Raw genomic sequence first — 25,557 nt, 5'->3', positions numbered from 1 at the left:
CCAGAAGCAGGCCTCCCATGAAATGCTCTCTATAATCGACTTTCAACGATAACAAACCGGACGAGACCACTCCCCATGAAACTGCTTATCTGCCCAGACAGCTTCAAGGATGCCCTGCCCGCCAGCGAGGCCGCCCGTGCCATTGCCGAAGGCGCGCGACGTGCCGACCCGAGTATCGAGATTGATGAGTGCCCCATGGCCGATGGTGGCGAAGGCAGCCTTGATGCGCTGCTCGCCGCCACCGGTGCCGAGCGCCGCAGTACCAGAGTTCAGGACGCCCTGGGCCGCCCCTGTGAAGCCGCCTGGGGCTGGCATTCCAGCTCAGGCACCGCCTATATCGAGCTGGCCGAGGCCAGTGGCCTCCAGGCACTGAGTCGCGAGGAACGCACAGCACTTCACAGCACAACCCATGGCGTGGGCGAGCTGATTCTCGCCGCACTCGATGCCGGTGCCCGGCGTCTTCTGATTACATTGGGTGGCAGTGCCACCAATGACGGCGGTGCCGGAATGCTCACGGCGCTGGGTGCTCGCCTGCTCGATGAGTCGGGCCAGCCATTGGAGCCCGGCGGCGCCGCGCTCGAGCGCCTTGCACGACTGGATCTCGACGGCCTGGACCCCCGCCTCGCCGATGTACAGGTCGAAGCAGCGGTGGACGTCGACAACCCGCTGCTCGGTGACCGTGGTGCCAGTGCCATCTTCGGCCCGCAGAAAGGTGCCAGTGAAGCCGATGTCACCCGCCTCGACGTCGCTCTGGCTCGATTGGCCGATCAGGCTCGAGAAGTGACCGGGCAAGACCTGCGTGATCAACCCGGAGCAGGTGCCGCCGGCGGTATGGGCTTTGCCGTGGCTGCCTTCCTCGGCGGACGCATGCGTCCGGGTATCGAGATGATCATGGAACAGGCCGGCATGGAGGAACGCCTGACGAGTGCCGATCTGGTGATCACCGGTGAGGGGCAACTGGATGGCCAGAGCCTGTCGGGCAAGACCCCCATCGGTATCTCCCGCGCCGCACGCGCTCAGGGAGTCCCGGTGATCGTACTCGCCGGACGTATGGCTCCGGGCTGGCAGGCGGCGCTGGAAGAAGGCGTCAGTGCCGCCTTTACCCTGGCCGATGGCCCCATGGACCTCGACGAAGCGCTGAGCCGTTGTGCAGACCTGTTGCGTGATCGTACTGAAAACCTGATCCGCCTGGTGCTGGCGAGCAGCAACTGAGCCATCCAGCGTCGCGTAAACCTCCTCCCGGTGCTGCACATACTGCACCGGGCTTGAAATAGGTCTGCGTCGCCGTCATGTCATCAACTGCCGCTATAGTGGTGATCGAGGAAATTTGCTTACCTCGACACGCTCGTCCCCATAGAATGGCGACAGATTACGCGATCAAGGAGGTTCCGCATGAGCGATACCAACGCAATCGGCCTGCACGAAGGCAGCGCCAGTGATCTGGCAGGCAAGCTCAACGAGTTGCTGGCCAACTACCAGATCTTCTACATGAACGTGCGTGGCTACCACTGGAACGTGAAGGGCCCGAACTTCTTCGAACTGCATGAGAAGTTCGAGGAGTTCTACACTGACCTGTTGCTCAAGGTCGACGAAGTTGCCGAACGTATCCTGACCCTGGGCCACAAACCGGTGCACGCCTACAGCGACTACATCGAGCTGTCACGCATCAAGGAAGACAAGGACACCCAGGATGGCGAAGCCTGTGTCCGTGGTGTGGTGACGGGCTTTCAGACTCTGATCGAACTGCAGCGCGAGTTGCTCTCGCTGGCATCCGATGCCGACGATGAGGGGACCGCCTCTCAAGTGGGTGACTATATCCGCGAGCAGGAAAAGACCATCTGGATGCTCAACGCCTGGCTTGGCTGAAAGCTTCTCTACCCAAGGCCCGTCTCCCTGACGGGCCTTGTTTCATTCCCGCTCTTTCGCAATACCCAGGTCGCAACACCTGATATCCCATCGATGATTCGAGACACAATCAGCGCTACTCAGACTGCCTCGCCTTGTCCTACCCACTATTCTCCCGTAGCTCCCGTGCCGCCGAGCGGATGGTCGACGACTGAATCAATATTCGTTGCAGGGCATTACACACATCGACTGTAGATATCGCAGACTCTTCTCTGTACCGCCTCTCGTCTTACGCTTCTTCCCTCTGCTCGCATATCATTTTCGATGATTTTCATTGCATAAATAGTGCCTAAGAAACCCAGAAAAATCATGCCAGGATAAAAACACACCAGCCAATGACAACATCGAGAAAAGAAAGAAATCCTTCAGGCACCATATCCGAGGAGACATGCAAATGAACCACTTCGAACTGCACGAGAAAGCAACTACACTCGCCGAAAGCGAAAGCCGTTATGCACTGGCTAGACGGGTTCTGATATTGGAATCCGAGCATGCAGCCATAGTCGAAGAGACGAGGAACACCACATTATCTCCGTCAGTTGATGGTAGCGACTCAGCGGTTTCCGACACTATTCAAAAGACTCTGATGCGCCTTGTTTAATCGAACCAGCGCCCTCCCCGCGATAACACCTGCATGATTCTTCCGGGGTTATCGCAGGGAGCTCTTCTTTATTCAAGATCTTTAACATCATTTATCGCTGAAAGGAGTTGCCGTCCGCTAGAACCTTCTGCACAGAATCCATATCCAGCTCACCATTGCAGAGCTGAATGAACTGATAGGCATAACTGCGTAGAAAGTGCCCGCGGCGAAGGGCGAGATACGTCGTGTTGCGGGGGAAAAGGTCTCCAGTATCGAGTAGTGACAGCCCCTGATCTCGCTTCTCCTGATAGGCCATGGAAGCCACCAGTCCAACCCCCAACCCCAGCTCGGCATAGGTCTTGATGACATCGGCATCCAGTGCCGTCAATACGATATCCGGAACCAGATCCGCCGCCGCGAAGGCTTCATCGATTCGGGCACGCCCGGTAACTCCTTCGTGATAGGTGACAATCGGATACTCGGCAATTCTGCCCAGGGTCAGCGGCACATCGATATCCAGTGGGTGCCCCTCCGGCACGATCACACTGTGATGCCAGTGATAGAGGGGAAAGCACGCAAACAGCTGCCCGTGTTCATGGAGCGCCTCGGTGGCAATGCCGATATCCACTCTACCCGTCCTGAGCAACGACACGATCTCACCAGGATTGCATTGATGCAGCTCCAGATGAACACCGGGAAAGACCTGCTTGAAGCGGGCGATGATCGGCGGCAGCGCATAACGCGCCTGTGTATGCGTCGTCGCAATCGACAGGTTCCCCCTGTCCTCATGCGCCAGTTGATCGGCGGAGCGTCGGAGGTTTTCCACATCCAGCAGAATCCGCTCGACCACTTCGATCAGCTCTCCACCGGCCAGGGTGAGCCCAAGGATCCGCTTGCCGCGCCGCTCGAAGAGCTCAACGCCAAGCTCTCCTTCAAGATCACGGATATGCTTGCTGGCACCGGACTGCGAAGTGAACAGAGCGTTGGAGGCCGCCGTCAGGTTGAAACCCTGACGGACCGTCTCACGCACGATACGCAGCTGTTGCAGGTTCATGGTTACCTATCCATCCTTGAAATCACCCTACGGAATATAAGATATGTTTTTTATTCCATACAATCATTTCAAGCCATATAGATATCAACTTCCGGCAATAGCACTGAAAACGGGCGCGAGACGCCCGAAACAAACGTCACTCCTGGTCCGGCCCTGCAAGCCCATTGCCTTCAGCATTGCGCCGCAGTTCATCCGGCAGTGGTTTCTTCATCCGCGCTCCGAGGCGTTCCAGCTCCATGGCCTGGGCGACCAGGCTCCCCTGCCCCTGAGACAGGCGATTCATCGCTTGCTGGTGGCTGTCACGGGCTCGATCGAGGTGCTTCCCGACTTCATCGATACTGCTGACGAAACCGGAAAACTTGGCCAGCAGCCGCTCGGCGCGAGAGACAATGATCCGGGCATTCTCGTTCTGCCTTTCCATGCTCCACAGCCCCGACACCGTCCGCAGACTGGCCAGCAACGTGGTAGGTGTCACCACCACCACATGACGATCAAACGCCTCCTGGAACAGTGAGGGATCACGCTCGAACGCAGCAGCAAAGGCGGGCTCCACAGGGATGAACAGGAATACGAAGTCGGGGGTGTTGAGCCCCGGCAACGCTGGGTAGTCACGGGCGGCGAGCCCACGAACATGACTGCGCAGTGATTGCAGGTGTGCCGCCATGGCGGTTTCGCGCTCCACCTCATCCTCGGCATTGACCACCCGAGTCCAGGCAGTCAGTGAGACCTTGGCGTCGATAACCAGGTGGCGATCCTCGGGAAGATAGATCACCGCATCGGGTCGCTGCCGTCCCTTGTCGCCATCGATGGACACCTCGCGGCGATATTCGATATCCCGCCGCAGGCCACTGCGCTCCAGCACCGTCTCGAGCATCAGCTCGCCCCAACCGCCCTGACTCTTCTGATCACCCTTGAGAGCACGCGCCAGGCCAGCCGCTTCATCACCCAGCCGCGCATTGAGATTGGCCAGTTGTTCGATCTGGGACTTGAGCGAGATACTGTCGCGGCTCTGCTGCCCGCTCAGGTCCTCGACACGACGCCGGAACTGATCGACCTGCTCACGGAAGGGCTGCAGCAGGTTTTCCAGTCCTTCACGGCTCTGTGCCTGCCAGTTCCGCTGACGCTCTTCAAAGATCTGCCCGGCCAGTTGTCGAAACTCCGTCTTGAGTCGCTCGCGAGAGTCCTCGATCAGCGCCAACTGCTCCCGGTGTCGCTCACTCATCTGCACTCGCTCGGTTTCCAGCCGTGCATTATGCTCACGAGCCTGACTCAGACGCTCGCGCAGATCCTCCAGCGACACCTGCAACGCCTGAGCCTGCTCACGGCTGGCATCCAACTGCGAATCGCTGACGGTCAGTTCCTGTTCCAGTTGGCGTGTCTGGTTGTCACGCTCACTGAGCCGCTGGCGCTGCTGCTCGACTTCCGCCATTGTCTGACGCAGGCGTTTGCGGGTATACACCAGCAGGCCGCTGACCAGCATCAGTCCGATGGCAAGGGCAAGACTGGCCGGCTCGCTGATGATACGTTCGAAGTGCTGTGCCAGCGTCACATCAACTCCGTGTGTCAGCCAGATCGCTGATCAGTGCCTGCAACAGGCCATAGAACTCTTCCACCGAGTCGATCTCGACACGCTCATCCGGCGAGTGAGCGCCACGAATCAATGGTCCGAAGGAGATCATGTCCAGATGAGGATACTTACCGCCGAGGATGCCGCACTCGAGACCTGCATGGATCACCTTGATTTCCGGGTCGGTGCCGAGCCGCTGGCGGTGCAGTTCGCAGAAACGCTTGAGTAGATCGCTGTCGGGCCGAGGCGTCCAGCCAGGGTAGCCATTCTCGACACGGGTCTGGGCACCAATCAATTCGAACAGGGCGCTGAAACGCTCGGCCATGTCCTGAGTGGCAGAGTCACGCAGCGAACGTACCAGCGCGCAGAGATGAAAGCGCCCGTTCTCGAGGTTGACCACACCAAGATTATTGGAGGTCTCGACCACGCCGGGCACTTCTACGCTCATGCGCTCGACACCGCAGGGCGCCGCATGCAATGCCGCCACCAGCAGATGAGTGGCATGCCGCGACAGCGCCTGTTCCGGCGCCTCGGCAGCACGTTTCAACTCAAGCGACAGGCCATCATCGGCTCCCGCCAGCTCCTTGCGCAGTACCTGCTGCAGGGCCTCGACACGGGACTCGGCAGCAGTCACCTCGGCTTCCGGCACCACCAGCACGGCAAACGCCTCCCGCGGCAGGGCATTACGTAGGGTGCCGCCACGATACTCGACCAACCGAATATGACAGTCATCCAGGGCACGCAGCACACGCACCAGCAAACGGTTGGCGTTGCCCAGTCCCTTGTGGATATCGATGCCCGAGTGGCCACCGCGTAGCCCTGTCAGGCTCAAGGTCAGCGCCATCTCATCATCGGCCAGCGGCTCCTCGGGCAGCATGGCCTCGACCTTGACGTCGGCACCACCAGCACACCCGATGTACACCTGACCACGATCCTCGGAATCCAGGTTGAGCAGCAGGCGGCCCTGCAGCCAATCCTCAGCCAGATTCAAGGCACCGCCCATGGAGGTCTCCTCCTCGAGGGTGAACAGCGCCTCGATGGGACCGTGAACCAGGTCATCCTCCTCGAGGATCGCCAGAGCCGCTGCCACCCCCAGGCCGTTGTCGGCGCCCAGGGTCGTGTGTCGCGCGGTCAACCAGCCATCACGGATCTCGGTGTCGATCGGATCGCGGGTAAAATCGTGAGGATGGTCAGCATTGGCCTGAGCGACCATATCGAGATGGCCCTGCAGAACCACTCCAGGCGCCTTTTCGTGTCCAGCTGTGGCCGGCTTGCTGATGCGCAGGTTACCGAAACCATCACGATCATGGGCCAGTCCTCTGGCATCGGCCCACTGCTCCAGCTTGCCGACCAGTTCCGCTTCATGGCCAGAGGGCCGTGGCGTATTGCAGAGCGTACGGAAATGCCGCCAGACGGCAGCCGGTGTCAGGGTATCGAGATGCGCATTCATGATGAGAGTGTTCCGGTTCTGACTGTGCAGGAATGATGCAGGCACTCTACCCTCGCCCGTTGCCCATGGAAAGGTCGACAGCACTTGCCAACACCCGTCCGACCCTGTCGCGCAGCCATTGCTTGACCCGGGTGCGACCATTGAGGCCCAGAGCATGGGCCAATTGTGAATCACTGCGTCCTTGAAATGCCCAGGCCGCCAACCAGGCATCCTCCTCCATCAGTTGCTCGGCCCCCGCGGCCACCTGAATCAGCTGTTGAATGGCCGGACGCATCAGCGCCAGGTCACGGTACCCACCGACAATATCCTCTGCATCGCGATGGTCGGCATCGTCGAGAGTCGCTTCGCGAGCCGTAGCGACAAGCAGGGCATGCACCATCTGTGGCGCCAGGTCGTTCAACTCGAACGCCAGCAGGCGCGGCAGTAGACGCTGAAAGCGAACCTCGAGGCGTTCCAGCAATCGCTCCCCCTGCTCGCTGCAGGCCTTGAGTACCATCAGGGCATGCTCACCGGTGGCGGTTTCCCGTGTCAGTCCGAGTCGCACCACGCGATACCCCTGGCTGCGCCAGAATGCCAGCAACTCAGCGTCACCTCCGAAGCTGGCACCCAGCAGGTCCGTGCCCTCCTCCTGGGCCCGGTGGAAGGCAGCGCCCAGCAGTTGGGCGCCTGCACCCTGACGCCGCCCATCGGGGTGCACCGCAATTCGGGTGACTCGCCTCACCCGCGCTTCCAGCGCCCCCCGCTCACCGGCATGCACAGCCAGCGACTGAGCCAACAGGTGGCCTCTTGGACGCCGCTGTCCAAGGGCGACCTGATCGGCCAGAGCAGTATCAAAGCCACCTTCATCGCTCCAGACCACAACCCCTGCAGGTGCGGTCGGCGAGCCCAGCGTCATCACGGCACCGCTCGGTGCATCCAACAGCGCACGCAGATCCGTTGGCGTCGTGCGGTAGTGGGCCTGGATCAGCAGCCCAAAGATGGCTCGTAGAGTCGACTCATCCGCCGCCAGCCCCGCAGGTTCCACAAGTGATATCTGGCCATCCTGCCACGGAGCAACCTCGACAGCATCGGCATCCAGCAATAGCAGCCGACTGATCACCACCTCCAGCGGATCACCGGCAGCCCAGCGTACCGGCGTTTCCAGCCGCACGCCCTGCCACTGAGGGGTCAACTCATCGAGTCGGCGGCGAAACCGAAGTGCAAAGCCACGCCCCGATCCCTCATAGCCATGCTCTGTGGTGGCGAAGGCGATACGTGGAAAGGCCGCCAGCCACTCTCCCAGCAAGGCAGCCGGAATGGCGGCCGCTTCATCGACCAGCAACACACTACCGGCCCCTCCCGCCTCACCCTCGGTGATCATCGCCGACAGCGCATCCGGCGCGACAAAGCGCAGTACGCCACCCGGCACCTCCATGCACTTGGCACTGTGCAGTGCACGGGGACTCGGTCTGGCCCCAGGGCTCAATCGAGAAAAGTGCTCGAATACCGTTGCCACCGCCGCTGGACGGGGGGCAGTCAGCAGCACCTCGACGCGCTCCCCGCGCTGTTCGGCCCGGGCCAGTATCCGGGCGCAGGCAATCCCCAGCGCCGCCGACTTGCCACGACCGCGATCCGCCGTCAGCACCAGGGGGCGTCGGCGACGCAACTGCACCAGTCGAGCGACTGCCTCGGCCTGATCCTGGCTCAGGCACTCGCCGTCCTGTGGCGATGCCGCCCCCATGCTCGACTCAGGGAGATCCAGAGATGGAATATCCAACGGCGGAACTTCCAGCACCCTGTCCGCCAGGCGCCAGCGGGCGACTCCTTCAAGGCTTACGAGCAAACGGTGACAACGCGCCAGATAGTGGCTACTCAATTGGTCGCTGCGCCATGGATGGGCGGCGAGGCGTCGGTAGTCTGCATCCGGCGAGAGTCCACCATCGTCGGCGGTAAGCAGCACCAGTAGCCCTCCCGCCATGACCGTACCGGCTACGGCACCCAGGGCATCCGGATCCAGCCCCTCGCCCTGCCCGACCGCATTGTAGATGACCAGCTCATGCTCGGTTCCCAGCCGGGTACGGGCCTTGGCTCGGCTCAGTTGTGTCACCGTCGAACCCGATGCACCGAGCTCAGCAATGACCGTGGACTGGCCGATGTCCTGCTCTCCCCCCTCCTGCTTACAGGCAACTTGTTCGCCAATATCTTGTTCGCCAACAAACAAGGGCGATCGCCAGCGGCGCGAGGCCAACAGACAGCGGGCGGCGTTCAGGGTCGAAGCCGCATCCCCCGAGACCCACAGCATGCCACGCCAGCGACTGGCCGCTAGCCTGTGTCGCCAGGCCTCGAGCTGTGCCATCGCTCGAGAGGGTGTCGGGGCTGTCATCATCGGCCTCCAGGTAAATCAACTTTGGTCTAAAGGGAGTAGGCGATTAAACGCTCGTGTTGTCTTTTGCGGCGCAGCACAGCTCTATAAGCAACTACTTCATTCTATTGATATAAAAGATCTTTTCATCGAATCGGCAAAGTTATGCAAGGCTATGATTGGCTGACCTGGGTCATGGTACTGGCATCGAACAAGTTATCCAGCGGTGCTAGTTTGTTGGAACTACGGCCCCCAACCTACCCGAATGGGGGCGCCTCGGGCAGCATTCTTTCAATGGGGGCTGATCGTCCCCGGAGCGGTACAACAAGCACAACAGGAGCCACGTGAATGAAGCAACTGACCAGGTTTACCTTGACCGGATTGGCAGCAGGCATCGCCATCGCCGCCATGTCGACCACCGCCATGGCTCAGGAACGCTGGACTATGACCACCACCTGGCCGGATAACCTCGACCTGATCCAGATCGACCGCCACTGGGCGGAGCTGGTCAACCAGTTGGCAGGCGACGAGGTGAAGATCGACTTCCACGCCGGCGGTACTCTGATGCCCGGCACTGAGGTCTTCGACGCCACTGAAACCGGCTCCATCCAGGCCGCAGGTGACTGGCCCGGCTACTGGGCGGGTCGCAGCCCAGCCTTCTCGCCGCTGGCGACGACCACCAGTCTGTTCAACGGCGTCGACTATCTGAACTGGATCAACCAGTGGGGCGGCTTCGACCTCTATCAGGAAGTCTACGGCCAGTACAACATGGTCTACCTGCCCTACGGTATCACCAACAACGAGTCAGGCTTCCGCGGCGGCACGCCCATCACCAGCCTGGCGGACCTGGAAGGCAAGCGTCTACGCCTCTCCGGGCGTGATCAGGGTCGAGTCCTCGAGCAGCTCGGCGGCTCGCAGGTCACTCTCGCAGGGGGTGAAATCTATCAGGCCATCGAGCGTGGTGTCGTCGATGGGGCCGAGTTCTCTACCCCGGGTGTGGACTACAAGGCCGGCTTCGGTGAAGTTGCCGAATACTGGATGACGCCGGGCTGGCACCAATCCGCCAGTGTCTTCGGTGTGATGATCAACAAGGATGCCTGGGATGCCCTGTCACCGGAGACCCAGGAGAAGCTGAAGATCGCCGCTCAGGCCACCATGACCTGGTCACTGGCCTGGTCCGAGAAGCAATCCACCGAAGGCACCGAGCAGTTCCTCGCCGACGGTACCACCATCAATCAGTTGTCCGAAGAGGACCTGGCGCGCATACAGGAAATCACCAATGAAGTGATTGTGCAGGGAGCCTGCGAAGATCCGATGCATGCCAAGGTCTATCACTCGATGATCAGCTACCTCGAAAATTATGCCCAGTGGCGGGATGTCTCGGTGCCCTACAACATGAGCCGTGTCACCGACAATCTGCCCTCGCTGGAAGATATCGAGGCCTGCATGGGCGAGTAATCAGGCGGGCCACGACTCGCCCACCGAGGGCTATTCATATCGACGGACACTCAGTCCATGGCCCTCGGAATTCTTTCCGGCAGCACACCTGACAAGGGTGGCGCTGCCGGAAGACATTGACATACCTGTGCAGCTTTCCCGATCTGATTGAGGCGCTCCGATGTTTTCCATCATCAAGGCCATTGACTGCCTGAACGAATGGTTCGGCCGTTTGGTTGCTCCCCTGATCGCCATCATGACCGTGGTGGTGATCTATGACATTGTTCTTTCCTATGTCGTGGGTCGACCCAGTGACTGGGCCTTCGACATCACCACCATGCTGTTCGGCGCGCATTTCATGCTGCTCACGGCCTACGGGCTGCGGCACCATGCCCATGTCGAGGTTGACGTCATCAAACGCCTGTTGTCGCGGCGCGGTCGTGCACTACTCGACCTGTTGGGCTACGCGATCTTCTTCGTGCCCTTCATCATCATGTTCATCAGCTACAGCTGGACGTTTTTCGCGCGCTCCTGGAGTCGTGGAGAATCCACCTATGGCGTTGTCTCGATCCCGGTCTACCCGATCAAGGCCGTACTGGTGATCGCTGGCGTACTGATCCTGTTGCAGGCAATCGCCATCGTGCTGCGTGCCATCCATGAGCTGGCCTCTGGCGAGTCACCCACGGAGGATGCGGCATGATCTCGGACCTTCTATCGTCGGTAAGTCATAGCTTGACCCCAGAGCAGCTCACCATCTTCATGTTCGCCGGCCTGATGATCGGCCTGTTCATGGGCCACCCACTGGCCTTTGTGCTCGGTGGCACCGCCGTGCTCGCGGCCTGTCTGGGCCCGGGCTCTCAGGTACTCGGCCTGATCATCAACAATATCTATGGCCGCGCCATGGACAACTATGTACTGGTGGCCATCCCGTTGTTCATTCTGATGGCCCGCTTCCTGAATGATTCGGGGGTCACGGAGCGCATGTTCGAGAGCATGCGCCTACTGCTGGGGCGGGTGCGAGGCGGTCTGGCACTGACCGTGGTCATCGTCTCGGTACTGCTTGCCGCCACCACTGGCATCGTCGGTGCCTCCATTGCGGTCATGGGCCTGATCGCTCTGACGCCGATGCTCAAGTACGGTTACAACAAGGGGCTCTCGGCGGGTGTGATCATGGCCAGCGGCTGCCTCGGCATCTTGATCCCCCCGAGCATCATGCTGATTCTGATGGCCAGCTACTCGCCGGTGTCGGTGGGCGCACTGTTTGCCGGAGCACTGATTCCCGGCCTGATGCTGGGAGCCATGTACGCGATCTATGTGCTGGTACTGTGCCTGATAAAACCGGAGTTCGGTCCTCCTGTTGCGGCGGCGGAACGCGCCGAGACCTCCACCGGCCAGCTGGTCCTGCGACTGTTCAAGTATGTGCTGCCGCCGATGAGTCTGATCCTGGGCGTACTTGGTGCGCTGTTCGCCGGTATCGCCACCGCCACCCAGGCCTCAGCGATTGGTGTGGCCATGGCCTTTATCCTGTTTCTGATCTTCGGCGACCGTAAACTATCAACCTGCTACAACACCTTCATCGAGGCGGGCAAGACCACCACCATGGTGATGTTCGTGCTGGTCGGGGCTACCGCCTTCACCGGCGTCTTCGCCATCGGCGGTGGTACTGACGTGATCAGCGAACTGGTGCTGGCAATGCCCGGTGGCACCATCGGCGCTCTGCTGTTGATGTTCCTGCTGGTGTTCGTGCTGGGTATGTTCCTCGACTGGACCGGTATCGTGCTGCTGAGCTTCCCGATCATGTTGCCGATCATCGATACCATGGGCATCGATATCCTGTGGTTCGTGGTGATGGTCGCGGTGGTACTGCAGACATCCTTCCTCACGCCGCCCTTCGGCTATGCGCTGTTCTACCTCAAGGGCGTGGCGCCTCCCGAGGTGCAGACACTGGATCTGTACAAGGCAGTGATTCCCTTCTGCCTGCTGATCCTGATCACCTGTGTGCTGCTGACCTGGTTCCCGTGGTTGATCACTGGCCTGCCGGAGAAGATGGTCGGTTACAGCTAGAAGCTAGCCCGTCATGCTCCTGGCCAGGAACGTGACGGGTTTCCTTTCCAGTCTTCCCAGACACCACCTCGCTCTATATTGGATGCAGATCAAGCTTTTGCGCACCTGTCATTCCCTTTCTGCGAGCTCAGCGTTATTGAAGAGACATACCACCTCGCTGATCACTCTTCACCGCACCTTCACCACTACACCATCTTCACTGCCGCACGTTCACCACTACCGGGGGAGACATTGGATGATGCTTGAACTGCCTGAACCTCAGACCCGCACCTCCGTTCCACTAGTCGACTGTATCCAACGCCGCCGCAGCATCCGTGAATACACGATGGAACCTCTGAGCCTGGCTGAGTTTTCCCAGCTACTGTGGGCAGCCCAGGGCATCACCGGACCAGAAAGCCTGCGAGCAACACCTTCTCCTGGCGAGTTCTATCCACTGCGCCTTCACGTATTGGTGCGACGCGTCGAAACGCTGGAGCCGGGCATCTATGAGTACCAGAGCGAGGCCCATGGGCTGAGATTCGTAGGTAAGCCAGCCAGCGAAGACGCTATCCAGGCGGCAGGTATCGGGGAGCAGACCTGGCTGGGCGTCGCCGCGGTGGTGGTCGGCATCGCCGCCAGGCTGGACGACATCACCCAGCATTTCGAGCACCAGCCACCCTGCGGGGAACGTGGACTGCGTTACGCTTATATGGAAGCAGGAGCACTGGCGCAGAACGTCCAGTTGCAGACCACCGCTCTCGGTCTGGGCGGAGTCCTGGTCGGAGGTTTTGATGACCAGATGGCCAGCGACGCCCTGCAACTACCTGCCGACCTGGCACCAACCGCACTGCTCTGTATCGGTCGACCCTTCGGGTAGTCGGACACTCTCTCCTGGACGCCACGTCTGCCCAGACTTGATGAGCTCAACCACGGCCGTGCGCCCTCCATAACATGAAAAGGGGGAGGCATGAGAAAGAAGGTGGCATGAAAAAGAGGGAGACATTGCTGGCCTGCCTCCCTCTTTACCGATTCCACATCAGTTCATATCAGTCCTTCAGGGGGGTAGACATCCCCTCCGTTTCTTTCGTGTCCGACTCCCTGGCCGGAATCCCCATCAACGTGCAGTAGACCACCGGCAACACGATCAGTGTCAGCAAAGTGGCCACGCCGAGACCGAAGATGATCACCACCGCCATGCTCTGGAAGAAGGCATCGGTCAGCAACGGCAACATGCCCAGCATGGTGGTCACTGCGGCCATGGCCACCGGACGCACCCGGCTGACTGCGGCCTGAACCACAGCATCGAAGCTCGCCTGTTCCGTCTCCTGCTGAACATTGATCTCCTCGACCAGCACAATGGCATTCTTCAACACCATGCCGATCAAACTCAGAGTGCCGAGCAGCGCCATGAAGGTGAAGGGCGCCCCAAGCAAGACCAGGCCACCGATGATGCCGATCAGCATCAGCGGTACGATCGACCAGATCGACAACGCCTGGCGCAGACTGCCGAACAACAACACGGTGATGATGAACATCCCCAGCAGCCCCATCGGTAATGACGACAGCAGGGCACTCTGGGCATCGCTGGCAGTCTCGTACTCCCCGCCCCACTCGATGTGATAGCCGGGTGGCAGCTCGAGTGCATCGACCTGGGGGCGGATACGTGCCAACACACTGGCCGCCGTCTCGCCGGACAGCGGCATGGGTTCGGCATAGACCGCGAGCATACGCTGCCTGTCGCGCCGCTTGATCAACGGATCACGCAGTTCGACCTCCCGCTCGCCCAGCACATTGGCCGCACTGACGTAACGCCCCTGTTCATCGCTCCACACATTGAGCGCGCCGAGATTGTCGATGTCATAACGCTGATCCTCACGGGAACGCATGACGATGGGAATCAGCTCACTGCCCTCTCGATAGACCCCGACACGCTCACCATCGTTATTGAGCAGCAGGGCCTGATGCAACGCCGCACGGGTAACCCCGACACGGCGAGCCTGTTCATCGAGGAACTCGGGCACCATGACACTCTCGCGATTGCTCCATGACAGGCGCACCCCATCGGCCATCGACTCGGCCTGGAAGATGTTGCGCACCTCGGCCCCCAGACGACGCAGGGTGTCGGCGTCCGGCCCGAAGATACGTGCCTCGAGGCTGGCCTTGGCCGACGGACCGACCTGCAAGGCCTGTACCTTGTACTGCACCCGCGGATACTGCTGGCGCAGCGTGGTGATGACCTCCTCCATCCGTGCCGCCCGGCTCTCGGTATCGGTGGTTTCAATGATCAACTGACCATAGGCCGCGTACCGATCTTCCGGCGCATAGGTCAGGGTGAAGCGCTGAGCACCACCACCGATCACACTGGTCACCCGGGTAACATCCTGCATGGCCAGCACCTGTTGCTCAAACTCGGCCACCGTGCGTTCGGTCTCGAGAATATCGGTGCCTTCCGGCAACCACAGGTCGGCGAAGAACAGCGGTGTGGTGGCCGAGGGGAAGAAGGCATTCTTCACCTGGCCTGCCATGGACAGCGTTCCGACCAACAGCACCACCGCCACGCCCAGGGTCAGGTAACGCAAGCGAATGGCCATCCGCAACAGTGATCGGAAGCCGCGATAGACCACCCCTCGGTAGGGATCTTCTCCTGCGCCATCGCCCGACTGTGGATCATCGGAATCCTTGCGGTAGAACAGGTCGAAGAAGAACGGTGTCAGGGTCAGTGCAGTGATCCAACTGAGCAGCAGCGAATAGCACAACACCCAGAACAGCGAGCCGATGAACTCACCCGTGGCGTCGGGCGACAGACCGATCGGTGCGAATGCCGTGATAGCAATCACCGTGGCTCCGAGTAACGGCAGGCGGTTCTGACCAACCACCTCGAGCGCCGCCTGGCGCTTTGTCTTGCCCCGCTGCAGGCCGATCATCATGCCTTCGGTGATGACGATGGCATTATCCACCAGCATGCCCAAGGCAATGATCAGCGCTCCAAGAGAGATCTTCTGCAACTGGATGCCATGAATCGACATCATGATGAAGGTGCCGAGGATGGTCAGCAGCAGTACCAGCCCCATCAACAGGCCGCTACGCACGCCCATGAAGATCAACAGCACCAGAATGACGATACCGACCGCCTCAGCGAGGTTGATCAGAAAGCCATTGACCGCCTCTTCCACCACCTCGGGCTGGTGATAGACGGTCGTCAGCTCCATGCCCAGTGGCATGCGGGGCTCGAGTTCGGCGAGCCGCTGCTCCACCAGTGCCCCGGCATCCACGACATTGACCCCGGCGGCAAAGGACACCCCGATCGACAGTGCCGGAAGACCATCGGCATGATAGATCAACTGGGGAGCATCACTGAAATGGCGCTCGACCTCAGCAATATCCCCGAGCCGAATCAGCCCATTGCCCGGCCGGCCGATCACCAGTTGCTCGAGCGCTTCAACGCTGTCGAATTCACCGCTGGGCTGAATCGACAATGACAGCCCATCGAGCTTGATATGGCCGGCATTTCCGACCACATTCTGAGCATTGAGCAGATCGGCCAATTGATCGGGCGACACTCCCAGCGCCTTCATGCGGTCGCGATCAAGCAGCACCACGACTTCCTCGTCACGGGTACCACCGATGGCGACCTTGTTGACACCGTCGACCAGACGCAACTCACGCTGGAGGAGATCCGCATGATCCTCGATATCGCGTTGGCTGTAGTCCTCACCACTCAGCGTCACCAGCAGGCCGAACACATCACCGAAATCATCATTGACGATGGAGCTGCCGGCACTAGGCGGTAACCCGGACTGAGCGTCGCTGATCTTGCGCCGCAAGCGGTCCCAGAACTGATCGAGTTCATGCTCCCGCACCGTGTCATCCAGTTCGACGATGATCTGTGACAGGCCATCGGAGCTGACCGAAGTGACATTATCGAGGCGGGGAATCTCCTGAATGGCCTTCTCCAGCCTCAGGGTGACTTCCTCTTCGACCTGCTCGGGCGTGGCGCCCGGATAGGGCGTGGTGATGACCGCATTGCGAATGGTGAACTCGGGAAACTCCAACTGGCCAAGGCCAAGAAAGCTCACCACCCCGCCCACTGCCAGCAGCAGCGTCACCATCCAACTGATCACTTTCTGACGCAGGAAGTAATCGACCATGCTAGAGCCCCTGTTCCTTGACCCAGGGCTGGACGCGCAGGTCCTCCTGCAACGCCTGGGTACCCGCTGCGATCAGCCGGTCACCCACGGCGAGATCACCTTCGACGAGGATTCCTCGGGCAGTCACCCTTCCCGGCGTCACCGTGACCGCTTCGACACGCCCCGGCGACTGCGGGTCTTCGGGGTCGTCGGCCACATAGCGCCACACTACCGGCTGCTCCGGTTGTTCATCGCGGGTCGTCAAGGCAGAGACCGGCACTCGCCAGGCCTGCTTCTGCTCCTGGGTCAATGCCTGCATATCCAGCAATACCGTGGTGCTCATGCCGGACAGCACGGTGATGTCCTCCGGCTCGGGCAGTGTCAACGTGACCTCATAGCTCAGTGAGCCTTCACTGACACTGCTGTCATGCTTGCGATAATGAGCGGGATAGCGCTTGCCGCCATGGGAAAACTCGACCCAGGCCACTTCGGTGCCACTGGTCCGCACCGCATCGGTACGCTGCTCATCTATCTGCCGAACCTGTTGCTCGGGCAGCTGGAAGGTCACATCAATGGAGCCGGGTTGCTGGAGCTCGGCAATGGTCTGCTGGGCGCCCACCACCTGGTAGTTGTCCACCGGCACCTGAGCAATGACGCCATCGAAGGGCGCGCGCAATACGGTATAACTGAGCTGATCCTCCGCCTGGGACAGGTTGGCCCGAGCCGAGAGAAACTGGGCACGCGCCTCGTCATAGCTCGAACGGCTGATGGCACCACGCTCCAATGAAACCCGCATCCGCTCATGGGTCGCAGCAGCCAGCTCATAGCTGGAACGAGCATTGTCCAGTTGGCTTTGCGCATCACGGTCATCGAGCCGTGCCACCTGATCACCGGCCTTGACCTCATCACCGGCACTGACCGACAACTCCGCAAGCTCTCCGCCGGTACGGAATGACAGCGCCGAGCGCTCCGAGGCCAACACCACGCCGGGGTAACGCAACAAACCGGCCTCACGACCGGCATCCAGCGTCACCAGTTTGACCGGATGAATCTGCTGCTGCTCAAGGGGTGAAGCAGCCTCACTGCAGGCCGTCAGCAGGCTGACTATTACGCTCAGCAGCACCCATGGGTACCAGCGCTGCCCAGCGCCAGTGGACATACCACGCTGCAAGGTCATGACACGGACTCCTGTGAAGCACAGTGCTTCAGCGCAACGGCATCCCAGGCCATGGCAAAGGCCATGTCGATGCTGGCGCTGTCGGGTTCGAAGGGGTGGCAGCCGCTGGACTGCACCAGATGATGAATCGGTCGAAACAGAAAGGCTTCCAGCAACGCCAGTCCCACCGGCTTGATCAGCCCCTGGCGTTGCCCTTCCGCCAAAGCCTCCAGTAACGGTGCCAGGCGTTGGTCATTACGCTCACGCAGTTCATCGGTCATCCACGCCGAATGACTGAACATGTCGTAGAAGCGGAACAGCCGCGGTGACGCCAGAGCCACCTCGAACAGGGCCACCCACACTCGGCGCAACTGTTCACGCAAGACCAGATGCTCATCAACCTGCCCCAGGGCGGTATCGATCAGCCGGTCACAGACATCGAGGAAGGTGGAGACCAGCAGCGCATCCTTGTCCTCGTGATAGATATAGAGCGTACCGGGCGAGACACCGGCACGGCGCGCAATCATCGCCACCGAGGTCGCCGAGAACCCCTGCTCGGTCACCAGTTCCAGTGTTGCCTCGAGCAGTGCAAGGCGTTTGTTGTCATCACGTTGACGCATGGAGAGCTGTCCTGAAGAGCCGTTCCTGAAGAGCACCGTCCGCCTCTGACTTGCCGAAGTTTCCCGGTGCTGGAATCAACTCCGCAAAAATAAATGAACAATCATTCATTTTCAATACTCATTATCGTTGGCCAACCATTCAGCACGGTCAATCGCGACTTGGTATCATCAGCGCATCACACCGCCTGCTGTCAGGAGTCTGCCGGTTGACCACGCCCCCCACCCCCTCGGCTCGTTCCCACCGACATCGCTCGCTTTCCGGCTGGGCCTGGTTGACCTTCGTGGTGGCCACTATCGTGGCCCTGCCGGTACTGGTGATTCTCGGCCATCTGGTGGTGCCCTCCGCCGAGGTCTGGCAACACCTCGCCAGCACTGTGCTGCCTCGCTATCTGATCAACACCTTGATACTGGTGACCTGTGTCGGCCTGGGCACCCTGGTGATCGGCACCGGCACCGCGTGGCTGGTGGTGATGTGCCGCTTTCCGGGCAAGCGCCTGTTCGAGTGGGCGATGCTGCTGCCTCTGGCAGTACCGACCTATGTCATTGCCTACGCCTATACCGATTTCCTGCAGTACTCCGGCCCCTTCCAGAGTGCACTACGTAACCTGTTCGGCTGGACGCGCCATGACTACTGGTTCCCGGATATCCGTTCACTGCCGGGTGCCGCCGTGCTGATCACCCTGGTGCTGTACCCCTATGTGTACATGCTGGCGCGCGCCGCCTTCCTCGAGCAGTCGGTATGCATGCTGGATGTGGGCCGAACTCTGGGACGCGGCCCCTGGCAGATGTTCCGGCAGATTGCCGTGCCGCTGGCTCGACCAGCGCTGGTTGGTGGTGTTTCGCTGGCGTTGATGGAAACCCTCAACGAGTTCGGTGCCGTGCAGTACTTCGGTGTCGATACCTTCACCACCGGCATCTATCGCACCTGGTTCGGACTCGGTGAACAGGTTGCCGCCGCCCAGTTGGCCGCCTGCCTGTTGGCACTGGTGATCCTGCTGGTGCTTCTGGAGCGCTGGTCACGGGGACAGCGTCGCTATCACCACACCTCACACCGCTACCAGCAACTCCCCGAATACCAGCTGCGTGGTCTCAAGGCCGCACTGGCGACGTTCGCCTGTGCAGTGCCGGTGGTGATCGGCTTCGTGGTGCCCTGTCTGGTGCTCGGGGAGATGGCGCTGCGCAAGGGCGACTCGGTACTCGGCCGAGGATTTCTCGAATATGCCGGCAACAGCCTGGTACTGGCGGTGATCGCGTCGCTGGTCGCGGTCGGCATGGCGGTGGTTCTCAGTTACGGCGCGCGCCTGCAGCCTGGTGTATGGACACGCACGGCAACACGCATTGCCTCGTTGGGCTACGCCATTCCCGGCTCGGTGGTCGCGGTCGGTATTCTGATTCCCTTTGCCTGGCTGGATAGCCAGATCAATCATCTGTACAAGGGCTGGAGCGGCGAGGTACTGGGGCTGGTATTCAGCGGCACCGCCTTTATCCTGATCTACGCTTATGTGGCGCGCTTTCTGGCGGTGTCATTCAATGCCGTGGAGGCCAGTCTGGGCAAGGTCACTCCCTCCATGGATGCCGCGGCGCGGACCCTGGGCGAGACCGCCACCGGCACGCTACGCAAGGTGCATGCACCGATCATGCGCGGCAGTCTACTGGCGGCCGCCATTCTGGTATTCGTCGATGTGATGAAGGAACTGCCGGCCACCATCATCCTGCGTCCATTCAACTTCGACACCCTGGCGGTACGCGCCCACAACCTGGCCGCCGATGAGCGCCTTGCCGAAGCTTCGACAGCATCACTGACCATCGTCGCGGTGGGCATCGTGCCGGTGATTCTACTGAGCCTGGCCATGCGCCGCTCGCGTCCCGGCCAGACAGGTCAGCAAGTTCAAGCTCAGGTCGCCACGGGGAAGACAAACACCTGACTCGGATCCAGGCTCACCTGCACCGGCTGCCCTTCCTCGGGGAGAAACACCCCCGGCATCCGGGCATGCAGGTGGGCTTCCTGTCCTTCAGTACCATGGGCGCAGAGGTGCAACAGGCTGGTCCGTCCCAGCAGACGCGCCATCAGCACGTGACTATGGTGTTCATGGGGTTGGGTGCTGGCGATCTCCACCACCCGTAGCCCTTCTGGCCGCACCAACACCTGAACACGGCTGCCATCGGGTTGATCCGTGGCAACCGGGCCCACAGAGGTGTGTACATAACCATTACTGACAACGCCTTCCAGACAATTGACCTCACCGAAGAAGGTAACCACAAAGGGATCCGTTGGCTCGCAGTAGAGCTGTTGAGGCGTGCCGACCTGTACTACCCGCCCTTCGCGCATCAGCACGATACGGTCGGCCATGAACATCGCCTCCTCCGGGTCATGGGTCACCAGCAGGGCGCCGGCTCCAACCTTCTTCAATACATGCAGAGTGTCATCGCGAATGCGGTCGCGCAGCCGTGCATCAAGGCTTGAGAAGGGTTCATCGAGCAGCATCAACTGCGGTGATGGCGCCAACGCCCTGGCCAGGGCGATACGCTGTTGCTGACCACCGGACAGTGTGTGTGGAAAGGACTCGGCGTAGTGCGTCATGCCCAACTGCTCGAGCAGTTCCCGAGCACGCTCGTTGCGCTGCCGTGCTCCCATCTGCTGCAGCCCGAAAGTGACATTGTCGAGTACGCTCAGGTGCGGGAACAATGCCGACTCCTGGAATGCCAGCCCGACACTGCGACGCTCCGGAGGTACATGCGCTCGGTCGGTGGCAGCCAGCAACTCGCCGTTGAAGTGCAACTCCCCCTGCTGAACGGCTTCCAGCCCGGCCACGATACGCAACAGTGTGGTCTTGCCACAGCCGGATGGCCCCAGCAGACAGACCACCTCCCCCGGCTCGATATCAAAGGAGACATCGGACACCGCTGATTGGCCGTCGTAGTAATGGCAGAGCCCCCGCACCTCGAGCAACTTCCGGGCGGCGGTGTCCACTGGCGTTGCAGCGGGAGAGCGGGCAGGTTGCGACATGGACAAGGCATTGGCTCCTGCAGGCATTGGCGGGCTGGTTGGGGAAAACGCTGATCATCTTACCGCGCTCGTCAGCGAGATGCCTCCGACGGCGCAGGCGTAGCGTTGACAGAAGCGTCATCAGAGAAGGCTTGCCAGGATTCTGTGCCGATTCAATTCAACAGTAATGACACTTATTATCAAACAACATCTCTTACCTATACTATGCAGTGCCATTCATTGTACCGCCCAACGATAATTCGAGGTCAACCATGCGCCATCTCTCCGCAATCGCCGCCGCCGTCGCTTTGGCCAGTGCCAGCACTGCGGCACTCGCCGATGGTAGCGTCAATGTCTACTCCGCGCGCCATTACGACTCCGACCAGGCCCTCTACGATGCCTTCACCGAAGAAACCGGCATCGAGGTCAATGTACTGCAGGGCGAATCCGATCAGTTGATCGAGCGTATCAAGCGCGAAGGCGAGGCCAGCCCGGCGGATGTCATGATCACCGTCGACGCCGGTCGTCTGTGGCGTGCCGAACAGGAAGGCATCTTCGCCCCGGTGGACTCCGAAGTACTCAACGAGCGCCTGCCCGAAAGCATGCGTCACCCGGAAGGCAAGTGGTTCGGCTTCAGCCAGCGGGCACGAATGTTCTTCTATAACCCCGATACCATCGAGCCGGAACAGATCGCCACCTACGAATCGCTGGCCGACCCGGCGCTTGAAGGCAAGATCTGCATTCGCTCATCCAACAACATCTACAACCAGTCGTTGCTGGCATCGATGATCGAACACCATGGCGCGGAAGGCGCGGAAGAATGGGCCCAGGGCGTTGCCAACAATCTGGCCCGCGACCCGGAAGGCGGTGACCGCGACCAGATCAAGGGCGTTGCTGCAGGCGAGTGTGACGTGGCGGTGGCCAACAGCTACTACTATGCACGAATGCTGAACTCCGACGATGCTGCTGAGCGCGAGGCTGCCGAAGCTGTCGAGCCACTGTTCCCCAACCAGGAAGATCGTGGCACCCATATCAATGTCGGCGGCGCAGGCCTGGTCGAAGGGGCCCCCAACCACGACAATGCTGTGAAATTCCTCGAGTTCCTTGCCTCCGATAAGGCTCAACACCTGTTCGCCATCGGCAACCATGAGTATCCAGCCGTCGAAGGCGCAGAAATGGATGAGACCCTGGTCTCCATGGGCGATTTCAAGAAAGACGATATCAACGTCAACGTACTGGGTGAGAACAACCCGGAAGCAGTGCGCATCTTCGACCGCGTTGGCTGGCGTTGATTGTCATTGCCTGAGGATTGATGCTCGGGCGGAGCGACATCTGAGGTTACACCGACAGAGCCCACGCCATTCGGCGTGGGCTCTGTATGTTGTGGGGGTAACACCAGTGCACCACCAGAGCTGATGTTACGAATGCAGCAACGACGGTAGAAACAGGCTCAGCTCTGGAACCAGAGTTACAACAGCCAATACAGCGAGAAGCGCGAGAAGAAATGGCCAGATCGACCGAATTATCTGTTCGACTGGAAGTTGGGATATCTGGCTGGCCACAAACAAATTGACTCCTAACGGCGGCGTAAGGAACGCAATTTGAATATTGGTCACCAGAATGATCCCAAAGTGTACCGGGTCTATCCCAACCGCTACCACCAATGGAACCAGTATGGGTGCCAGGATGATAATAGCGGAGATAGTCTCCATAAACGTACCCACAAACAGAAGAAATACATTAATCCACAATAAGATGATAAGAGGGTTGGTCGAAATGCTCGAAAATGCCTCACTGATCTGTTGTGGTACGTTTTCCAACGTGATCATAGTGGCAAGAAGAGTCGAGCATGCCACGACTATCATCAACGCTCCCGAAATCCGATGGGTCTGCTCGAAGGCTGACGACAGCGCCTCCTTATCCAATTTTCTGTATACAAAACGGGCAACCAGCAATGCGTATACAACAGCAACAACGGATGCCTCTACTGGTGTAAATATCCCCGAATATATACCACCAAGAATGAGTACGGGAAGGAACAGTGCAAACTTTCCCTTCCAGACCAGCACTGCAACGCTCTCTGTCTCGATCTCATCTTCGTTATTGACCACAGCGCCAGTACGCTTGGCGACCAAGTATGCTGTAAATGCCAACACCAACCCCATCAAGAGCCCCGGAAATAACCCGGCAGCAAAGACATCCGCGATGGAAACATTAGCGATAACTGCATAGATAATCATGGGATTGCTTGGTGGGATCAGAATGCCAAGTGTACCACCAGTTGCAGTAACTGAGGCTGCGTACGGTGCTGGGTATCCGTAGCGGATCATTGAAGGGATCATGATGGACCCAATTGCAGCTACCGTGCCCGGGCCTGAGCCAGAAATGGCTGCGAAGAACATGCAGGAGAAAATGGTGACGATCCCCAAGCTACCGGGAATTCCGCCGAAAGCACGACGAAATATCCGAATAATATCGTGAGTCAACCCTCCCTTCTCCATGATATTTCCGGCCAGGATAAAAGCCGGTATCGCCAGCAGTGCGAAATTATCGACACCGTTGAAAATTGCCTGAGAAGCGAAAACCAGCTGCGCGTCCATCAGATATGCAGCAGCGAACCCGGTCAACCCCAGTGCTGCATAGATAGGTACGCCCAGCAAGAGTAACAATGGCAATACGACTGCCAGGACCATCTGCACGCTTGTCATGCCGTATCCTCCACCGTAGCAGTACGATTCTTCCAGCCAGGAATTCGTGCCACGGCTGACAGAGAGAAGGCGAACACCAGCACCAGAAACAAATAATTGGTATTGAAGCCAAGCACTGGAGAGACACTAGGGTATTTACGGCCATCCAACACATTACCAAAGCAATATATAGCCATAAGACAATCGAAAAGCACAAGAACCACGGTAACAAAAAGTTGAACGGGTGCCTCACCGACGCGGTTACACAGCCAGTCAGCGAATACGCCAATCCTCAAATCAGCCTTCATTATAGTTGCATAGCTTGCACTTATAAAAACAAATGAAATAAAGGTGAACCTGGATATCTCTTCCGTCCACTCCACACCAAAATTTAAACCACGAGAGATGATTTGTAAAAACAATGCCAATACCATCACCGACAGTAGCGCATGGCACAGCGCCAGCTGAATCTTTCGAATAATTCTTATCATATTCACACTCCACCGACCGAACCTCGGACGAAAAACTTCACACTAAACCATAAGATTTAGCGGCGTGATTATTGATTATTTTTACTGTCGTACTTCTCAACTATATCTGTAGCCACCTTAACCAGATCGGCACCGTCTTCTCCGATCAGATCGTAGTAGTCTGGCCAGGTCGACTGTGCACGCTCTCGCCACTCCGACTCATCCTCGATGAAATCGACCTGAAGACCTGCTTCTTCGGCCATCATCCACCACCGAGCCTCATCCAGTGGCTGCCACCAGCGCACATATTCTGTGGTTTCCCTCCCCGCTCTCAGTACTACCTCTTGTAGATCCTGAGGAAGGCTCTGGAACCAATGCTCAGACACAACAATGGGGTGTGTAAGGATGGTGTAGTGAAGTCGTGTGACTCGAGAAATTACCTCATCAAACTTCATACCGAGGATATCGGTGATGGGATTGTCCCCACCTTCTACTACACCTTGCTGTAGTGCGCTGTATAGCTCATTCCATGCAATCGGTGTTGGTGAGGCACCCCACGCCCGGTAGGTACCAAGCATGATGGCGTTGGGTGGCACGCGCATTCTCAACGGAGCAAGGTCAGCCGGGCTTCTGATAGGATCAGGCGCGTTGTAGAAGAAGTTTCGCCAACCGGTATTTTCCCACCCGACTATTCGTACACCGGCTTCTTCGATGACCCTTGGCACCAGTACCGGGGTGATCTCGTCAAGAAGGAAATTGGACTCTTCCGTACTCTGCGTCAGGTAAGGTAGCAGTAACACATTGAGGCTCGGAGCGAGCTGCGCCATGTTATTGGTCGCTGGAATGGTCACCTGAATCACCCCTTGTCGGGCCTGTTGCAACATTTCCTTTTCGCCACCCAATTGTGATCCAGGAAAAATCTCCGGCTTGATCCGATTGTTGGAATAGATGGCGACAAGCTCTGCAAAACGCTTGATGGCTACCGTTTGAGAACTCCACTCCATGTTCAAGGAATGAGCCAACCGCATGGTGATCTGGTCATCTGTTTCCGGAACCGAAGACCAGTCAAACGGGTTTGATGTGGCGGCATGGGCTGAAGCCGACAACAGCAGCAGCGCAAGCCCCATTAATCTT

The 25,557-nt window shown here is 59.3% G+C and carries 20 protein-coding genes; 9 read left to right on the top strand and 11 right to left on the bottom strand.

Annotated features, from left to right (window positions below):
- Positions 1-75: 75 nt before the first annotated feature.
- The 3 genes from BUE38_RS07685 (at position 76) to BUE38_RS07675 (ending at position 2,506) form a co-directional block, all read left to right on the top strand.
- Positions 76-1,212 carry a glycerate kinase gene (locus BUE38_RS07685; protein WP_073434438.1) on the top strand — a complete coding sequence of 379 codons (1,137 nt, stop codon included), beginning with the start codon at positions 76-78 and terminating at the stop codon, positions 1,210-1,212.
- A 180-nt stretch (positions 1,213-1,392) separates the two neighbouring features.
- Positions 1,393-1,866 carry a Dps family protein gene (locus BUE38_RS07680; RefSeq protein ID WP_073434437.1) on the top strand — a complete coding sequence of 158 codons (474 nt, stop codon included), beginning with the start codon at positions 1,393-1,395 and terminating at the stop codon, positions 1,864-1,866.
- 433 nt (positions 1,867-2,299) lie between these two features.
- Complete coding sequence (locus BUE38_RS07675; RefSeq protein ID WP_073434436.1) at positions 2,300-2,506, top strand: hypothetical protein; 207 nt, start codon at positions 2,300-2,302, stop codon at positions 2,504-2,506.
- A 91-nt stretch (positions 2,507-2,597) separates the two neighbouring features.
- On the opposite strand, the gene BUE38_RS07670 is transcribed toward BUE38_RS07675, so the two are convergent.
- The 4 genes from BUE38_RS07670 to BUE38_RS07655 all read right to left on the bottom strand — a co-directional run bounded on the left by BUE38_RS07670 (position 2,598) and on the right by BUE38_RS07655 (position 8,921).
- The gene (locus tag BUE38_RS07670; protein ID WP_073434435.1) at positions 2,598-3,539 is read right to left on the bottom strand and encodes a CysB family HTH-type transcriptional regulator; all 942 of its coding nucleotides are present in this window, start codon (positions 3,537-3,539) and stop codon (positions 2,598-2,600) included.
- 136 nt (positions 3,540-3,675) lie between these two features.
- Complete coding sequence (gene rmuC, locus BUE38_RS07665; RefSeq protein WP_073434434.1) at positions 3,676-5,088, bottom strand: DNA recombination protein RmuC; 1,413 nt, start codon at positions 5,086-5,088, stop codon at positions 3,676-3,678.
- A 1-nt stretch (position 5,089) separates the two neighbouring features.
- Positions 5,090-6,556, bottom strand: coding sequence for an aminoacyl-histidine dipeptidase (locus BUE38_RS07660; protein WP_073434433.1), 1,467 nt, complete (start codon positions 6,554-6,556; stop codon positions 5,090-5,092).
- 46 nt (positions 6,557-6,602) lie between these two features.
- Positions 6,603-8,921: a tRNA(Met) cytidine acetyltransferase TmcA gene (locus BUE38_RS07655; RefSeq protein WP_143166234.1), complete on the bottom strand. Its 2,319-nt coding sequence runs from the start codon at positions 8,919-8,921 to the stop codon at positions 6,603-6,605.
- A gap of 324 nt (positions 8,922-9,245) precedes the next feature.
- On the opposite strand from BUE38_RS07655, the gene dctP reads away from it, so the two are divergent.
- The 4 genes from dctP (at position 9,246) to BUE38_RS07635 (ending at position 13,254) form a co-directional block, all read left to right on the top strand.
- On the top strand, positions 9,246-10,355 hold the full coding sequence (gene dctP, locus BUE38_RS07650) for a TRAP transporter substrate-binding protein DctP (protein WP_073434431.1): 1,110 nt from the start codon (positions 9,246-9,248) through the stop codon (positions 10,353-10,355).
- Positions 10,356-10,515: 160 nt separating this feature from the next.
- A complete protein-coding gene (locus tag BUE38_RS07645) occupies positions 10,516-11,034 on the top strand; it encodes a TRAP transporter small permease subunit (RefSeq protein WP_073434430.1) in 519 nt (172 codons plus the stop codon).
- Positions 11,031-12,398 (top strand): TRAP transporter large permease, encoded by a 1,368-nt coding sequence (locus BUE38_RS07640; RefSeq protein ID WP_073434429.1) that lies wholly within the window; start codon positions 11,031-11,033, stop codon positions 12,396-12,398. The genes BUE38_RS07645 and BUE38_RS07640 overlap by 4 nt, the downstream gene beginning before the upstream one ends.
- 235 nt (positions 12,399-12,633) lie before the next feature.
- On the top strand, positions 12,634-13,254 hold the full coding sequence (locus tag BUE38_RS07635) for a SagB/ThcOx family dehydrogenase (RefSeq protein WP_159438869.1): 621 nt from the start codon (positions 12,634-12,636) through the stop codon (positions 13,252-13,254).
- Positions 13,255-13,423: 169 nt separating this feature from the next.
- Here the strand turns inward: BUE38_RS07635 and BUE38_RS07630 are convergent, their stop codons facing one another.
- From BUE38_RS07630 to BUE38_RS07620, 3 genes are read right to left on the bottom strand one after another with little or no spacing between them, the layout of a single operon-like run.
- Positions 13,424-16,525, bottom strand: coding sequence for an efflux RND transporter permease subunit (locus tag BUE38_RS07630; protein ID WP_073434428.1), 3,102 nt, complete (start codon positions 16,523-16,525; stop codon positions 13,424-13,426).
- 1 nt (position 16,526) lies between these two features.
- Positions 16,527-17,681 (bottom strand): efflux RND transporter periplasmic adaptor subunit, encoded by a 1,155-nt coding sequence (locus BUE38_RS07625; protein WP_084541811.1) that lies wholly within the window; start codon positions 17,679-17,681, stop codon positions 16,527-16,529.
- Entirely contained in the window at positions 17,678-18,280 is a 603-nt protein-coding gene (locus BUE38_RS07620; protein WP_073434427.1) for a TetR/AcrR family transcriptional regulator, read from the bottom strand. Before BUE38_RS07620 ends, BUE38_RS07625 begins: the two co-directional genes overlap by 4 nt.
- Before the next feature lie 272 nt (positions 18,281-18,552).
- Here BUE38_RS07620 and BUE38_RS07615 point away from each other — a divergent pair, with 272 nt between their 5' ends.
- Positions 18,553-20,205, top strand: a complete 1,653-nt coding sequence (locus BUE38_RS07615; protein ID WP_084541826.1) for an ABC transporter permease — start codon at positions 18,553-18,555, stop codon at positions 20,203-20,205.
- Here BUE38_RS07615 and BUE38_RS07610 read toward each other — a convergent pair.
- Complete coding sequence (locus BUE38_RS07610) at positions 20,175-21,287, bottom strand: ABC transporter ATP-binding protein (RefSeq protein ID WP_073434425.1); 1,113 nt, start codon at positions 21,285-21,287, stop codon at positions 20,175-20,177. The two genes, BUE38_RS07615 and BUE38_RS07610, sit on opposite strands and share 31 nt — an antisense overlap.
- A 251-nt stretch (positions 21,288-21,538) precedes the next feature.
- Between BUE38_RS07610 and BUE38_RS07605 the strand changes: the two genes are divergently transcribed.
- Positions 21,539-22,558 (top strand): Fe(3+) ABC transporter substrate-binding protein, encoded by a 1,020-nt coding sequence (locus BUE38_RS07605; RefSeq protein ID WP_073434424.1) that lies wholly within the window; start codon positions 21,539-21,541, stop codon positions 22,556-22,558.
- Between the two features lie 126 nt (positions 22,559-22,684).
- Here BUE38_RS07605 and BUE38_RS07600 read toward each other — a convergent pair whose 3' ends face one another.
- From BUE38_RS07600 to BUE38_RS07590, 3 genes are all read right to left on the bottom strand, one after another.
- Positions 22,685-23,974, bottom strand: a complete 1,290-nt coding sequence (locus BUE38_RS07600) for a TRAP transporter large permease (RefSeq protein ID WP_084541810.1) — start codon at positions 23,972-23,974, stop codon at positions 22,685-22,687.
- Positions 23,971-24,444 carry a TRAP transporter small permease gene (locus tag BUE38_RS07595; protein WP_073434423.1) on the bottom strand — a complete coding sequence of 158 codons (474 nt, stop codon included), beginning with the start codon at positions 24,442-24,444 and terminating at the stop codon, positions 23,971-23,973. Before BUE38_RS07595 ends, BUE38_RS07600 begins: the two co-directional genes overlap by 4 nt.
- Positions 24,445-24,512: 68 nt before the next feature.
- Positions 24,513-25,550 carry a TRAP transporter substrate-binding protein gene (locus tag BUE38_RS07590; protein ID WP_234986815.1) on the bottom strand — a complete coding sequence of 346 codons (1,038 nt, stop codon included), beginning with the start codon at positions 25,548-25,550 and terminating at the stop codon, positions 24,513-24,515.
- Positions 25,551-25,557 lie beyond the last annotated feature (7 nt).

Source organism: Halomonas cupida, from assembly GCF_900142755.1.
GTDB classification, from domain to species: domain Bacteria; phylum Pseudomonadota; class Gammaproteobacteria; order Pseudomonadales; family Halomonadaceae; genus Halomonas; species Halomonas cupida.
Note: the sequence above shows the minus strand (reverse complement) of the source record. Positions and strands in the feature narration are given on the sequence as shown.